The following is a 13,340-nucleotide window of genomic DNA, read 5'->3' as shown; positions in this document are numbered from 1 at the left end:
CCGCTCTTCACCGGGCGGTGGCACCCTGGAAGCATGCCCCCGGACGACGACCCGACCGCGGAGTTCCTCGACGGTGTCCGCGCCGAGGAGACGCCGTGGCGGCGCGACCGTCCGCCGGGGGAGCAGGCGCCGGAGCGCGCCGAGCGTCCTGAGAGGTGGGGCCGCGCGCGAGCGGCGGGCCGGGCGGCCGCCCAAGCCGCGCCCTACCTCCAGGCCGCTGCGCTCGTCGCGTGGCTCGCGAGCGGCGCGTTCGACGACGGCTCGGGCGACCAAAGCGGCTGACGTGCTAGAGTCCGCGCCTTCCCGTGGGAGGGACGGCGAGAGGCGAGCGATGAGGTTTCCGGCGTTCACCGTGACCGTGACCCGCGAGGCCGGCCAGTGGATCGCGAAGGCGGCCGACGGCGTCGAAGCCGCGGGCGAGTTCAAGCGGTTCCCCGACGTCGACCCGGGCATGCGCAAGATCATCGCGAACCTGACCGGCCTCCCACCCGAGCGGTTCTACCTCCGCTGGCGCTACGAGTTCGACGACCAGGACGCCACCGACCTCGTCCTGCAGTACCAGGAGGCGCACCGGATCGCCGAGGACGTCGCCGAGTGGCGGGAAGGCGTCCGCGCCCGGCTCGTCTCCACGCTGAACGGCCAGCTCTCGCAGCGCGCGATCGCCGACCTGCTCGGCCTGTCGCACCAGCGCGTCAACCAGCTCGCGCGCGGCCCCGCCCCCGAGCCGGCCGACGTCGTCAAGCCCGGCCGGTGGGTGCCGCTCTAAACCAGCCAGGCGGCCGAATCCGCCGGCAGCTTGCCCTCCACCAGCGGGCTGCTCGACAGCAGCACCTCACCCGGCGGCAGCGCGATCGGCGACGCCGACGTGTTCAACGCGCACACCAGCCCACCGCCCTTGCGCCGGAACGCGAAGCAACCGGCCGGGGCGCCGTACCACTCCAGCTCGTCGCCGCCGAACGCCGGATGCGTCTTGCGCAGCTCGATCGCCTGCCGGTACAGGGAAAGCGTCGAATCCGCGTCCTCGATCTGCTTCTCGACCGTCAGCCCGGACCACGCCGGCGGCATCGGCAGCCACGTCCGCGGGTTGCGTGAGAACCCGAACGGCGGCAGGTCGCCCTCCCACGGCAGCGGCACGCGGGAGACGTCGCGGCCGAACTCCGCGCCGCTCGTCTTCGCGCGCGGGTCGGCCATGTCGGACGGCGCCAGCTCGACGTTCGCCAGCCCCAGCTCTTCGCCGTTGTACAGGTACACCGCGCCCGGCAGGGCCAGCTCCACGAGCGCCATCGCCCGCGCGCGCCGCACGCCGGCCGCCCCGCCGCCGTAGCGGCTGACCTGCCGCCAGACGTCGTGGTTGCCGAGCGTCCACGTCGCCGGCGCGCCCGTGCGGGCCGGGACCGTCAGGGAGCGCTCGATGGCCGTGCGCATGGCGTCGGCGTCGAAGTGCGTGAGCACCAGGCGGAAGTTGAACGCGAGGTGCAGCTCGTCGGGCCGCAGGTAGCGCGACAGGCGTTCCTCGTCGGTCACCCAGATCTCGCCGACGGCCATCGCGTCCGGGAACTCGTCGAGCACCTTGCGGATCATCTGGTGGATCTCGTGGACGCCGTCGTGGTCCCAGCGCGGGTCGTAGTAGTGGCTCGGCCCGAGCGCGTTCGCGCGCGGGTCCATGTCCGGCAGGCCGGGCGGCTTGGCCATGCCGTGCGCGACGTCGATGCGGAAGCCGTCGACGCCGCGTTCGAGCCAGAACCGAAGGGTGCGTTCGAGGTCGGCGGCGACCTCGGGGTTGGTCCAGTTGAGGTCCGGCTGCTGCGGGGCGAAGAGGTGCAGGTACCACTGGCCGTCGGGCACGCGCGTCCACGCCGGGCCGCCGAACGCGCTGACCCAGTTGTTGGGCGGGTCCTCGCCCTTCGGGCCGACGCCGTCGCGGAAGATGTAGCGGTCGCGCTCCGGGCTGCCCGGCTTGGCCGCCATCGCGGACTTGAACCAGGCGTGCTGGTTGCTGGTGTGGTTGGGCACGACGTCGACGGTGACCTTGATGTTCCGCTTGTGCGCCTCGGTCAGCAGCACGTCGAAGTCGCCGAGGGTGCCGAACATCGGGTCGACGTCCCGCGGGTCGGCGATGTCGTAGCCGTGGTCGGCCATCGGGGACCGGTAGAACGGGGTCAGCCACAGCGCGTCCACGCCCAGCAGCTCGAGGTAACCGAGCCTGGAGTGGATGCCTTCCAGGTCTCCGACGCCGTCACCGTCCGAGTCGGCGAACGAGCGCACGTAGACCTGGTAGAAGACGGCCTCTCGCCACCAGGCGTCCTGTCTCATACGAAGCTGTTCATCATGCTGTGCGCGGCCATCTCCAGGTACGCCCAGAGCTGCCCGCGGTACGGCTCTTCCAGGTTCTCCTCGTCGACGGCGATCCGGATGCAGCGCAGCCAGGCGTCCCGCTCGATCGGCCCGATCTTGAACGGCGCGTGCCGCATCCGCAGCCGCGGGTGCCCGCGCTGGTCGGAGTAGGTGTGCGGGCCGCCCCAGTACTGCATCAGGAACAGCCGGAAGCGCTCCTCGGCCGGGCCGAGGTCCTCCTCGGGGTAGAGCGGGCGCAGGACCTCGTCACGCGCGACTTCCTCGTAGAACCGCCCGACGATCCGGCGGAACGTGGGTTCGCCGCCCACCGCTTCGTAGAGGTTCGCCGGTTCGCTCACTGCAGACACGCCTTCCATTTTGCCCTTCCGGTACGGGTTCCCGACGCCCGGTCCCGTTCCTTCCGGTAGGTCGCAAACCCGTTTCCCAGCGTAACGGCGTCCGGCTACGGTTTCCGACCGTGACCACCGAACTCGACGCCTGGCGGGACCACCCGGAACGGTGGGAGGAGCTCGCCTTCGCCGGGGTCCTCGACGATGACGGCGATCCCGGCGACGCCCACCACGCGGCCCGGGAAGCCGTCCTCGGCCTGCTGCTGCGGGACCGCCGGGACTCCGACGCCGGGTTCCTCCGGTACCTGCTGGACCAGGAGATCCGGCTGCACGACGACGACTGGGGTTACGCGGACAGCCTCGGCTTGGCGGCGCTGCTGCTGAACGAGTGCGGCGAAGCCGGGGACGTCTGGCAGCTCAGCGAAGCCAAGTACACGAGCTTCGACACGTCGTGCGGGCTCGACGCCTTCCTGCTGTTCCCCGCCGGGGTGGCCGCGACGCTCGAGCACGTCGAGCGCAGCGACCACCCCGACCGGGACGAAGTGGTGGCCGACCTGCGTGACCACTTGGCGCACGACCCCGGTCTCGAACACGACCGGGCCGCCCGGCTCGCCGGGCTGCGCGAGTACCACTCAGGCTGACGTCACTTCTCGATGGCCGGCGCCGCGCTGGGGAACAGGCGGCCGAGCGGGGGCTCGAAACCGGCCTCTTCCAGGGCCGCCAGCAGCTGGGCACGCAGCGCCCGCTGGACCGCCCACTGCTTGCCCGGCCGCACCTTCACGGTCAGGCGCAGCTGGAGCCCCTCCGGGCTGACGCTCTCCACGCCGAGCATCTCCGGCGGCTCGAGGACGTTGTCCTTCAGCGCGTCGCTTTCCGTCGCTGTTGAAGCCGCTTCGCCGAGCACGGTCGTCGCGCGCTCGACGTCGGCGGTGTAGCCGAGGGGGACGTCGACGACCGCGACCGCGAAGCCCTGGCTCGAGTTGCCGACGCGCAGCACCTCGCCGTTGCGGACGTACCAGACCGTGCCCTTGAGGTCGCGCAGCGTGGTGATCCGGAGGCCGACCGCCTCGACGGTGCCGGTCGCCTCGCCGATGTCCACGACGTCGCCGACGCCGTACTGGTCCTCGACCATCATGAAGATGCCGGACAGGAAGTCCTTGACGAGGTTCTGCGCGCCGAACCCGATCGCGACGCCGATGATGCCGGCCGACGCGATGATCGGGCCGAGGTTCAGGCCCAGCTCGCCCAGCACGAGGATGAACGCGAGCCCGTAGATCAGGAACGTCGACATCGACTTGAGCACCGAGCCGATGGTCTGGGCGCGCTGGCGGCGGCGTTCGATGACGGCGGAGCCGAGCACCTCGGGGGCGCGCTCACGCAGGGGGCGCAGCAGGGCGGGGAGCTTCCCGCTGCCGCGCGGCAGGGTGGTGACGCGGTTGATCAGCCGCCGCAGGAGCAGGCGGACGACGAACGCGATCACGATGATCATCAGGATCTTGAGCGGCTTGGTCAGGAGCCAGTTCGCCGAACCCGCCAGCCACTCGTTGTTCGTCGCCAGATACACCTGGTGACAGAAGGTGCTCACGTCGTCGACGCACGGCGGCTTGGCTGAGGGGAGCAAGGGGGACACGGGAGTTCGATCATCCTTCCGATCAGGTCGGTCTGCCCAACTTCAAGTGGATGTTGGGTCGCGCGGATGTGACACGTCTTGTAACACACGTGCGCTGGGGGCCTGTTCTGTGGTCGACTATGCCTACGCCCCTGGAGGTGGTCGAGTGCCAGACCGACAACCCAGCCCCCGCGGCGCCTCCGGCCAAGCCATGGCCGACGAGACGCCAGAGGTGGTCCTGCGCGCCTATCCGGGGGGTACCGCATCCGGCGGTCCCGTCCCGGCCGGAGCGGGGAACCGCCCAGGGGGAGTCAACCGCCCGCCCGGACAGCGTAGTAGAGCCGCCCCGGCCTGGGGCCGGCGCCGCGTGCTCCTGCTCAACGCCACTTTCGAGCCGTTGACCGCGCTACCGCTGCGGCGGGCCGTGGTGCTGGTGATGTGCGGCAAGGCCGAGGTGGTGCACGGCGACCCGGGCGGCATCGAGCTGCATTCGGCCAAGGTGTCGCTGCCGGTGCCGTCGGTGATCCGGCTCAGCACGTACGTGCGCGTGCCCTACCGGGCGCAGGTGCCGCTCACCCGCGCCGGGCTGATGCACCGCGACCGGTACCGCTGCGCCTACTGCGGGGGGCGGGCCGAGACGATCGACCACGTCATCCCGCGCAGCCGTGGCGGACCTCACGCCTGGACCAACTGCGTCGCCTGCTGCGCCAAGTGCAACCACCGCAAGGCGGACCGGCTGCTCTCGGAGATCGGCTGGCGGCTGCGCGTCGTCCCGCGGGCGCCCCACGGCCCGCACTGGCGGCTGCTCGCGCACTCCAAGGAGGCCGATCCGCTCTGGCGTCCGTATCTGGGCTCCGCCGCCTGACTTCTTTCGGGGGCTCCGGGTGGCGGAGCCCCCGGCTCGGGGCGGAGCCCCGGAGAACGCTGACCTGTTTTTCGGGGGCTCCGGGTGGCGGAGCCCCCGGCTCGGGGCGGAGCCCCGGAGAACGCTGACTTCTTTCGGGGGCTCCGGGTGGCGGAGCCCACGCATAACGGCGCCCCGGCTGCCTGTGCGGCGGCCGGGGCGAGCCGGGTGCTTGCGCGTGTTCAGGTAGTGCGTGCGGCCCTGGAGTACGGGTTCAGGCAGCGAGCGCGTAGTCGCTCTGGCAGGTGACGCGGGTCCCCATGGTGACGCGCGTGCCGCGGGTCACGCGGGTGCCTCGCGTGACCCGGGTGCCGCAGGTGACGCGCGTGCCCGCCGTGACGCGCGTGCCCATCGTGACCCGGGTGCCCCTGGTGACCCGCGTACCCCGCGTGACGCGCGTGCCGGCCGTCACCCGGGTGCCGCAGGTGACGCGCGTGCCCGCCGTCACCCGTGTACCGCGAGTGACGCGTGTACCCCGGGTAACCCTTGTGCCCGCCGTCACACGGGTGCCGGGCACGAATTCGGTGTCGCTCGGTGACGAGAAGGTCTCGGTGATCGCCTGTGCGGGGGTGTGGGCGCTGTTCATGGCAAGGCCTCCTGGGACCGGTGCGTTACCTGCTGGGGCTGGGGAGCGGGGCGCAAGGCCCGTACAGGTGAAAAAGCTACGAGGATTTCAAGGCTGCGACAAGACGACAGCGGCGGGTGCGGCCGCCTGTACGTTGAGTTGCAACCTTTCGGCCCGACGGTCTTCGCCCCAACGTTCCAGTGGCCGCGAGCCAAGCGGCGGACGGCACTCGGCTTACGACGAACGGTCGAGTGCGCCGCGCGCGGTGGGCGCGGAGGTCATCCGATACGCTCAGCGCCGTGAACGTTGTCGAGACGATCGTGGTCTTCGCCGTGATCCCGCTGGCCATCTACGGTCTCGCCGGGCTGCTGACGCTCCGGCGCAGGTCCGCCGGCGCCCCGCGGTACCGGTCCGGCCAGGCCTGGGAGTACCCGGCCATGTGGTGGAGCGCCAACCCCGAAGGGGTGGGCGCGGGGCACCGGCACGCCGGCGCCGAGAACAGCGCGCCCGAGGGCGCCCCGACCGCGGCGGGAGGCGCTCGTGGCAACTGGTGAGCTGACGAGGCGCGTCGACGAGTCCGAACTGGGATACGGCGAGGCTTTGACGTCGAGTGGCCGCGTGTCGGCCGCGAAGATGTACGAGCCCGAGGCGCCGACGAGCCCGTTCAACACGCGCCAGCTGGCCCGCCTCGACGAGGCGCTGACGTTCGCGAGCCGCGAGACGGGCCTGGACTTCAGCCTGTACCTCGGCGAGCTGGGCGCGGACAGCCGGGTGGCGGCGGAGAAGCTGCACTCGACCACGGCGGACCCGGCGAACTCGGTCCTGATCGCGGTCTCGCCGGGCGAGAAGCTGATCGAGATCGTGACGGGCAAGACGGCGTACGTCCGGCTGCCCGACCGCGGGTGCAAGCTGGCGGTGGCGAGCATGGTGGCGTCCTTCAAGGAGGGCGATTTGGTGCGCGGGCTGGTCAACGGCTTGGTCAACGCGCTGCGCATGCTGTCCGACCAGGCGGGCCCCGCGCCCCGCTGACGGTGGTTCGCTGGGTACTGCACCCCGGCTGACGTAGACGTGAAGAGCCCCGCACCGGCTGGTGCGGGGCTCTTTGATGTCCAGCGGCCCGGTTGTCCACATCTTCGCCGTGATGTGGACAACCGGGCCGCGCGTGCGCTCGTCCGGGCCTTTTCGTCGGCCACCGCCGATACGCTGGAAGCGGGGGCAGCCCCCAGGGAGGGCGGGCCGTGCCGGAGCACGACCCGCCGCCGCTCGAACTCAGGCCGGCCGAACTCAGGCCTGCGCGTCGAAGTCCCGCGCCGCCAAGGCGCGCACGATCCCCGCCCGGCCCTCCGAAACCAACCGCCGCAGAGCCTGCGAGTGCTCACCCTTCAGCCACTCGTCCGAAGCCGTCACCGTCTCCGGGGCCACCGCCCACGACGGGTACAGCCCGATCGCGATCGGCTGCGCCCGCTCGCTGGACCGCCGTTGCCACACCTCGTCGATCACCTCGAAGTACTGCCCGACGTACGAGCCCAGCAGCGCCTTCTGGCCCGGGTGCGAGAAGCCCGAAATCAGCGAGTCGCTGACCGCGTTCGGCAGCTCGTCGTCGTACACCGCGCGCTGCCACGCGTCGGCCTTGGCCTCCGCCGTCGGGCGCAACGCACGCGCGCGCTCGGCCTGGCGGCGGCCCGTGGCCGTGTTGTCGCGGGCCAGCTCGGCGTCGATTTCGGACGCCGCCGCCTTGCCGTGCGCCACCAGCGCGTGCAGCAGGCGCCAGCGCAGGTCCGTGTCCACGGTCAGACCTTCCAAAGGCGCCGACCCGTCCAGCCAGCCGGCCACCACGGCCAAAGTGGCGTCGTCCAGCACCGACCCCGACAGCGAGTTCACGAACGCCAGCTGGTGGTCCGAACCCGGCTCGGCGCCGCGGACCAGCTCCAGCAGCCGCGCGGTGAACGCCGGCCAGCCGGTCGACGCCGCCCACGACTGCTCGGCGTAGGAGTTCAGCGCCGTCTGGGCCTGCAGCAGCAGCCGCTGGACCACGCCGACCTCGGTCTCCGTGTGGATGCCGCGCTGCACCAGCGTGACGAAGTCGCGGGCCTTCAGCTCGGCCTCGCGGGTCATCTCCCACGCCGCCGACCAGCACAGCGTCCGGGGGAGCGGCTCGGTGATGTCGGCGACGCGGTCGATCAGCGTCGTCAGCGACGCCGGGTCGAGGCGCATCGTGCAGTACGTCAGGTCGTCGTCGTTGACCAGCACGAGCTTGCCCGCGGGCCGCCCGACCAGGTCCGGCACCTCGGTGCGCTCGCCGTCGACGTCCAGCTCGACGCGCTGGGTCCGGACGATCTTGCCCGAGCCGTCCTCGTCGTAGATCCCGACCGCGACGCGGTGCGTGCGCAGCTCACCGGCGCCCGGCTTCGCGCCGGACTGCACGACGGCGAACGAGGTGAACGTCCCGTCCGCGCCGACCTCGTAGCGCGGGCTCAGCGAGTTGAGCCCGGTCGTCTCCAGCCACTGCGCGCTCCACCACGACAGGTCGCGCCCGGACGCCTCCTCCAGCGCGCCCAGCAGGTCGGCCAGGGTCGCGTTGCCCCAGGCGTGCTTGCCGAAGTACACCTTCAGTCCGTCGAGGAAGTGGTCGAGCCCGACGTAGGCGACGAGCTGCTTGAGCACGCTCGCGCCCTTGGCGTAGGTGATGCCGTCGAAGTTGACCTCGACCGCGTGCAGGTCGACGATGTCGGCCGCGATCGGGTGCGTCGAGGGCAGCTGGTCCTGCCGGTAGGCCCACGACTTCTCGATGTTCGCGAAGCTGGTCCACGCGTTCTTGTACTCGGTCGCCTCGGCCTGCGCGAGCACGCTGGCGAAGGTCGCGAACGACTCGTTCAGCCACAGGTCGTCCCACCAGCGCATGGTGACCAGGTCGCCGAACCACATGTGCGCCATCTCGTGCAGCAGCGTCTCGGCGCGCCGCTCGTAGGCGTAGCGGGTGACGCGGCTGCGGAAGACGTAGTCCTCGAGGAAGGTCACCGCGCCGGCGTTCTCCATCGCGCCCGCGTTGAACTCCGGCACGAACAGCTGGTCGTACTTGGAGAACGGGTACGGCGTGCCGAACTTCTCGTGGTAGAACGCGAAACCCTGCTTGGTCTCCGTGAACAGCTTGTCCGCGTCCATGTGCTCGGCCAGCGACGCGCGGCAGTAGACGCCCAGCGGGATGGTCTTGTGCTCGTCGGTGTACTCGTCGCACCACTCGGCGTACGGCCCGGCGATCAGCGCGATCAGGTACGTCGAGAGCCGCTCGGACTCCTTGAACACCGTCCGGACGGCGCCTTCGGGCGTCTCCTCGGTGGACTCGGCCGCGGTGTTCGAGATGACCTTCCAGTCCTTCGGCGCGATCACGGTGAGCCGGTAGACGGACTTGAGGTCGGGCTGGTCGAAGCAGGCGAACATGCGCTTGGCGTCGGCCGTCTCGAACTGCGTGTACAGGTAGACGCCGTCGTCGACCGGGTCGACGAACCGGTGCAGGCCCTCGCCGGTGTTCATGTACCGGCAGTCGGCGGTGACCGTGAGCTCGTTCGCCTCGGCCAGGCCGGCGAGCGCGATGCCCTTGTCTTCGACGTACGCGCCGACGTCGAGGTCCGCGCCGTTCAGGGTGGCCGAGTGCACGCGGTCGGCGACGATGTCGACCCACGTGTCTTCGCCGGCCCGGGCGCTCGAGAAGCGGACGGTCGTCGTCGACGCGAAGGTCTTCTCCCCGGGACCGCCGTGGCCGTCGGTGAGGTCCAGCTCGATGTCGTATCCGGTGACGTCGAGCAGGTCCGCGCGCAGCTTGGCTTGGTCGCGGGTCAGGTTGGGGGCGGGCACAGGCACCTCTGGTCGTTGGTATCGGTTTTCAACTCCCCGCATCCAATCATGGGGACGGGGTGACGGGCGATGGGGAACAAGCCCGGGCCCGGCGGTGTTGGCCCGTCGTGTGGGGGTGTGCCCGCCCCCGGGACCGGACCTGACTTCGCACAGGAGTGCCTGATGACCGCTGCCGAGCAGCCCACGAAGGTCGACTTCTACTTCGACCCGATCTGCCCCTTCGCCTGGATCACCTCGCGCTGGATCCTCGAGGTGGAGAAGCACCGCAACCTCGACCTGAACTTCCGCATCATGAGCCTGTCGGTGCTGAACTCCGGCCGCGACGAGCTGCCCGAGGAGTACAAGCAGAAGCTGGCGAAGGGCTGGGGGCCGGTGCGCGTGGCGGTCGCGCTGTCGCAGCTCAAGGGCGAAGAGGTGCTGCGCGACTACTACACCGAGTTCGGCACTCGCTACCACAACCAGGGCGACAAGGACCTCGACAACGTCATCAAGGAGTCCCTGGCCGCCATCGGCGCGCCGGCCGAGCTGTACGACGCCGCGAACTCGACCGAGTACGACGAGGCGCTCAAGAAGAGCCACCACGAGGGCATGGACCCGGTCGGCATGGACGTCGGCACCCCGACGATCCACATCGACGGCGTCGCGTTCTTCGGCCCGGTGCTCAACTCGATCCCGCGCGGCGAAGACGCCCTGAAGGTGTTCGACGGCGCCGTCGCGCTGTCGAGCTACCCGGACTTTTTCGAGCTGAAGCGCACCCGGACGGGCGAGCTGAACTTCGACTGAGGCCCGCAGGCGGCACTTTCACGTGAAAGTGCCGCGTCAGGGGGTGGCGAGGGCGGCCAGGGTGACGTCGCTGGGGTAGCGGGAGGCTGCCACGGCGGCCACCTCGGTCGTCTCGCCGCGGCCCATGGCGGCCTTGAGCGCGATCAGCTCGTGCAGGCCGTGCCGGTGGTAGCGAACGAAGTCGGCGTCCACCGGGTCGCCGTGGCCGGGCACGATCACCCGCGGCCGCAGCTCGAGGAGCCGGTCGAACGTGTCCGGCCAGGCCGTCAGGTCCGAGCCGGCGCTGAAGGAGAACGCGCTGAAGCCGTGCTCGGCGTTCTCGACGACGTCGCCGGCGAAGAGGACGTCCACGTCCGGCACGTGCACGACGACGTCGTGGCCGGTGTGGGCGCGGCCGGGGTGCAGCAGGACGGCCGTCCGGCCGCCCAGGTCGAGCTCGGTCCGGTCGGTGAACAGGTGGTCCGGCGCGACGAACGTGGTGCGCGCGATCGCGTCGGCGGTGTCCGCCTTGCCCTGTTCGCGGTAGTAGGCGATCCACTTCGCCCGGTCGTCCTCGGCGGACTCGGCCAGTTCGGCGCGGCAGCCTTCGTGGGCCCAGACGGCGCACGGGCCGAACGCTTCGGTGCCCCAGGTGTGGTCGAAGTGCGCGTGCGTGTAGGCGACCGCCCACGGCAGCGGCGTCAGCTCGCGGACCGCCGCGGCCAGCTCGGCGCCCTGCTCCAGGTCGCCGCGGGTGTCGACGACCAGGCAGCGGTCGGCGCCGAGCACCAGCCCGACGGTCAGGTCCAGCTCCTCGTAGCGGCGCGCGTGCACGCCGTCGGCGACCTCGATCCAGCGGCCGGTCATGCCAGTACTCCTTCGCGCAGCATCGGGGCAGCATCGCTCACGTCGAGCCGGGAGGCCAGGGCGACGTCGCCGCCGTGGCCCGCCTCGGTCAGCTCGCGGCCGGAGACGCACGTCGCCAGGGCTTCGACGTCCACCGACCGCGCGGCGAGCGCGGCTTCGGGCGACAGCTTCAGACCCAGCTCGGCCAGGGCGGCGGCGATCGCACCGGCGCCCGTCTGGTCTTCGACGCAGGGGCGCAGCGGCCCGAACGTCTCGCCGTCGCCGAAGATGTCCACACCCCAGCGTTCCCCGGCGGCGATCAGCCCAACCGGGCCGCCGAGCTCGTGCGCCTTCGCGGCGACGGCGGAGGCGTTGCGCAGGCAGCCGGCGAGGACGTGCGCGCCGGTCGCCGCGGCGGCGTCGCACAGCGTGGCGCCGTTGGGCGAGGGGAGCGCGAGCAGCGTGCCGGGCGGGATCTCCGTCACAGAAGACGGCCGGAGGGTGAACGCGCCCTCGCCCGCGACGACCGCGCCGGCCGCCCGCGCCTGGGCCACCCCGCGTTCGTCGCGCCACCGCACCGGCAGCACGCGCCCGCCGCGCCCGACCACGAGATCCGTGGTGGTGCCGAAGGAAAGCACGTCGACGACGACCAGCACGGCGCATTCCCGGCCGAGCGCGGCCACGCCTTCGCTGCCCCAGTCGAGCCGGACGTCGTAGCCGGATTGCTCCCAGATGCCCACCCCCGGAGCATGCCCGAAACCGGACCTGGTGGCAGACTCCCAGCCGTGCGTGTCTACTTGGGATCCGACCATGCCGGTTACGAGCTGAAGAACCACCTGGTGGCTCACCTGGAGAAGCAGGGCCACGAGGTCACCGACATCGGTCCGCACGTCTACGACGCGGCCGACGACTACCCGGCCTTCTGCGTCGAGACGGCGCTGCGCGTCGTGGCCGACGAAGGCAGCCGCGGCATCGTGGTCGGCGGTTCCGGCAACGGCGAGCAGATCGCCGCCAACAAGGTCCCCGGCGCCCGCGCCGGCCTCGCGTGGAGCGTCGAGACCGCCCAGCTGTGCCGCGAGCACAACCACGCCCAGCTGATCGGCGTCGGCGCCCGGATGCACACCGCCGAGCAGGCCACCGAGATCGTCGAAGCCTTCCTGGCGACCGAGGTCTCGCCGGAGGAGCGGCACGCCCGCCGCGTGCAGCAGCTGCTGGACTACGAGCGCACCGGGACGCCGCCGGCGCTGCCGGAGGCCTGATGCCCGAGGGGCACACGCTCCACCGGCTCGCGCGGCTGCACAAGCGCCGGTACGCCGGCGCCCCGGTCGCGGTGAGCAGCCCGCAGGGCCGGTTCGCCGCCGAGGCGTCCCGTTTGGACGGTCGGGTGTTCGTCGGCGCGCAGGCGTACGGCAAGCACCTGTTCCACGACTACGGCCCGGTTGGGATCGTGCACATCCACCTGGGCCTCTACGGCACGTTCGGCGAATCGCCGCTGCCCGCGCCGGAGCCGGTGGGCCAGGTCCGGCTGCGGCTGGCCGGGAAGACGCACTGGACGGACCTGCGCGGGCCGACGCGGTGCGAGCTGCTTTCGCCGGACCAGGCCGACGCGATCAAGGCCCGGCTCGGGCCGGACCCGCTGCGCCGCGACGCGAAGCCCGAGCAGGCGTGGGAGCGCATTTCACGCTCGAAGACGTCGATCGCGGCGCTGCTGATGGACCAGGCGGTGCTGGCGGGCGTCGGCAACGTGTACCGCGCCGAGGTGCTGTTCCGCCACGGCGTCGCCCCGCTGACCCCGGGCCGCGCGCTGGACCGCGGGCTGTGGGAAGACATGTGGGCCGACCTGGTGGTCCTGATGCGCGACGGCGTCCGCGTCGGCCGCATCGACACGGTCCGGCCCGAGCACCTGCCGGAGGCGATGGGCCGCGCGGCGCGGGTCGACCGCCACGGCGGCGAGGTCTACGTCTACCGCCGGGCCGGCGAGCCGTGCCTGGTGTGCGGGACGCCGGTGGCGAACTCGGAGCTGGTGGGCCGCAACTTGTACTGGTGCCCCAGCTGCCAGAACTGACGTGAATGACTCATTTATGTCGCCAGGCGACATGAATGAGTCATTCACTACGT

Annotated in this window: 16 protein-coding genes; 9 read left to right on the top strand and 7 right to left on the bottom strand. The window is 71.4% G+C overall.

The annotated features are described in order from the left end of the window. Positions 1-33: 33 nt before the first annotated feature. The gene (locus tag ACIQWX_RS48080) at positions 34-282 is read left to right on the top strand and encodes a hypothetical protein (protein WP_400886399.1); all 249 of its coding nucleotides are present in this window, start codon (positions 34-36) and stop codon (positions 280-282) included. A 70-nt stretch (positions 283-352) separates the two neighbouring features. Next, complete coding sequence (locus tag ACIQWX_RS48075; protein WP_400886397.1) at positions 353-766, top strand: hypothetical protein; 414 nt, start codon at positions 353-355, stop codon at positions 764-766. On the opposite strand, the gene ACIQWX_RS48070 is transcribed toward ACIQWX_RS48075, so the two are convergent. Beyond that, positions 763-2,313, bottom strand: coding sequence for a glycoside hydrolase family 13 protein (locus tag ACIQWX_RS48070; RefSeq protein WP_400886394.1), 1,551 nt, complete (start codon positions 2,311-2,313; stop codon positions 763-765). The genes ACIQWX_RS48075 and ACIQWX_RS48070 overlap by 4 nt on opposite strands. Then, positions 2,310-2,711 carry a globin gene (locus ACIQWX_RS48065; RefSeq protein WP_285985256.1) on the bottom strand — a complete coding sequence of 134 codons (402 nt, stop codon included), beginning with the start codon at positions 2,709-2,711 and terminating at the stop codon, positions 2,310-2,312. Before ACIQWX_RS48065 ends, ACIQWX_RS48070 begins: the two co-directional genes overlap by 4 nt. Before the next feature lie 101 nt (positions 2,712-2,812). Between ACIQWX_RS48065 and ACIQWX_RS48060 the strand changes: the two genes are divergently transcribed. Continuing rightward, a complete protein-coding gene (locus ACIQWX_RS48060; RefSeq protein WP_400886391.1) occupies positions 2,813-3,325 on the top strand; it encodes a hypothetical protein in 513 nt (170 codons plus the stop codon). 2 nt (positions 3,326-3,327) lie between these two features. On the opposite strand, the gene ACIQWX_RS48055 is transcribed toward ACIQWX_RS48060, so the two are convergent. Next, positions 3,328-4,269, bottom strand: coding sequence for a mechanosensitive ion channel family protein (locus ACIQWX_RS48055; protein WP_400886389.1), 942 nt, complete (start codon positions 4,267-4,269; stop codon positions 3,328-3,330). 391 nt (positions 4,270-4,660) lie between these two features. Here ACIQWX_RS48055 and ACIQWX_RS48050 point away from each other — a divergent pair, with 391 nt between their 5' ends. Further along, entirely contained in the window at positions 4,661-5,158 is a 498-nt protein-coding gene (locus tag ACIQWX_RS48050) for an HNH endonuclease (protein WP_329044121.1), read from the top strand. Positions 5,159-5,411: 253 nt separating this feature from the next. On the opposite strand, the gene ACIQWX_RS48045 is transcribed toward ACIQWX_RS48050, so the two are convergent. Further along, on the bottom strand, positions 5,412-5,783 hold the full coding sequence (locus ACIQWX_RS48045) for a hypothetical protein (RefSeq protein WP_400886385.1): 372 nt from the start codon (positions 5,781-5,783) through the stop codon (positions 5,412-5,414). A gap of 278 nt (positions 5,784-6,061) precedes the next feature. Between ACIQWX_RS48045 and ACIQWX_RS48040 the strand changes: the two genes are divergently transcribed. Together ACIQWX_RS48040 and ACIQWX_RS48035 are read left to right on the top strand one after the other, a co-directional pair. Then, the gene (locus ACIQWX_RS48040) at positions 6,062-6,316 is read left to right on the top strand and encodes a hypothetical protein (protein WP_400886382.1); all 255 of its coding nucleotides are present in this window, start codon (positions 6,062-6,064) and stop codon (positions 6,314-6,316) included. Further along, the gene (locus ACIQWX_RS48035; RefSeq protein WP_400886380.1) at positions 6,303-6,791 is read left to right on the top strand and encodes a DUF5130 family protein; all 489 of its coding nucleotides are present in this window, start codon (positions 6,303-6,305) and stop codon (positions 6,789-6,791) included. Before ACIQWX_RS48040 ends, ACIQWX_RS48035 begins: the two co-directional genes overlap by 14 nt. 255 nt (positions 6,792-7,046) lie before the next feature. Here the strand turns inward: ACIQWX_RS48035 and pepN are convergent, their stop codons facing one another. Next, entirely contained in the window at positions 7,047-9,614 is a 2,568-nt protein-coding gene (gene pepN, locus ACIQWX_RS48030; RefSeq protein ID WP_400886614.1) for an aminopeptidase N, read from the bottom strand. 162 nt (positions 9,615-9,776) lie between these two features. Between pepN and ACIQWX_RS48025 the strand changes: the two genes are divergently transcribed. After that, positions 9,777-10,397: a DsbA family protein gene (locus tag ACIQWX_RS48025; protein WP_400886377.1), complete on the top strand. Its 621-nt coding sequence runs from the start codon at positions 9,777-9,779 to the stop codon at positions 10,395-10,397. 36 nt (positions 10,398-10,433) lie between these two features. Here ACIQWX_RS48025 and ACIQWX_RS48020 read toward each other — a convergent pair whose 3' ends face one another. Both ACIQWX_RS48020 and ACIQWX_RS48015 read right to left on the bottom strand, forming a co-directional pair. Then, the gene (locus ACIQWX_RS48020) at positions 10,434-11,243 is read right to left on the bottom strand and encodes an MBL fold metallo-hydrolase (RefSeq protein ID WP_400886374.1); all 810 of its coding nucleotides are present in this window, start codon (positions 11,241-11,243) and stop codon (positions 10,434-10,436) included. Beyond that, entirely contained in the window at positions 11,240-11,962 is a 723-nt protein-coding gene (locus ACIQWX_RS48015; protein ID WP_400886371.1) for a 2-phosphosulfolactate phosphatase, read from the bottom strand. Before ACIQWX_RS48015 ends, ACIQWX_RS48020 begins: the two co-directional genes overlap by 4 nt. Before the next feature lie 45 nt (positions 11,963-12,007). Here ACIQWX_RS48015 and ACIQWX_RS48010 point away from each other — a divergent pair, with 45 nt between their 5' ends. Both ACIQWX_RS48010 and ACIQWX_RS48005 read left to right on the top strand, forming a co-directional pair. After that, complete coding sequence (locus ACIQWX_RS48010) at positions 12,008-12,481, top strand: ribose-5-phosphate isomerase (RefSeq protein WP_400886369.1); 474 nt, start codon at positions 12,008-12,010, stop codon at positions 12,479-12,481. Further along, a complete protein-coding gene (locus tag ACIQWX_RS48005) occupies positions 12,481-13,287 on the top strand; it encodes an Fpg/Nei family DNA glycosylase (RefSeq protein WP_400886367.1) in 807 nt (268 codons plus the stop codon). The genes ACIQWX_RS48010 and ACIQWX_RS48005 overlap by 1 nt, the downstream gene beginning before the upstream one ends. The last annotated feature ends 53 nt before the right edge of the window (positions 13,288-13,340 follow it).

Source organism: Amycolatopsis sp. NPDC098790, from assembly GCF_044759945.1.
GTDB lineage: Bacteria > Actinomycetota > Actinomycetes > Mycobacteriales > Pseudonocardiaceae > Amycolatopsis.
Note: the sequence above shows the minus strand (reverse complement) of the source record. Positions and strands in the feature narration are given on the sequence as shown.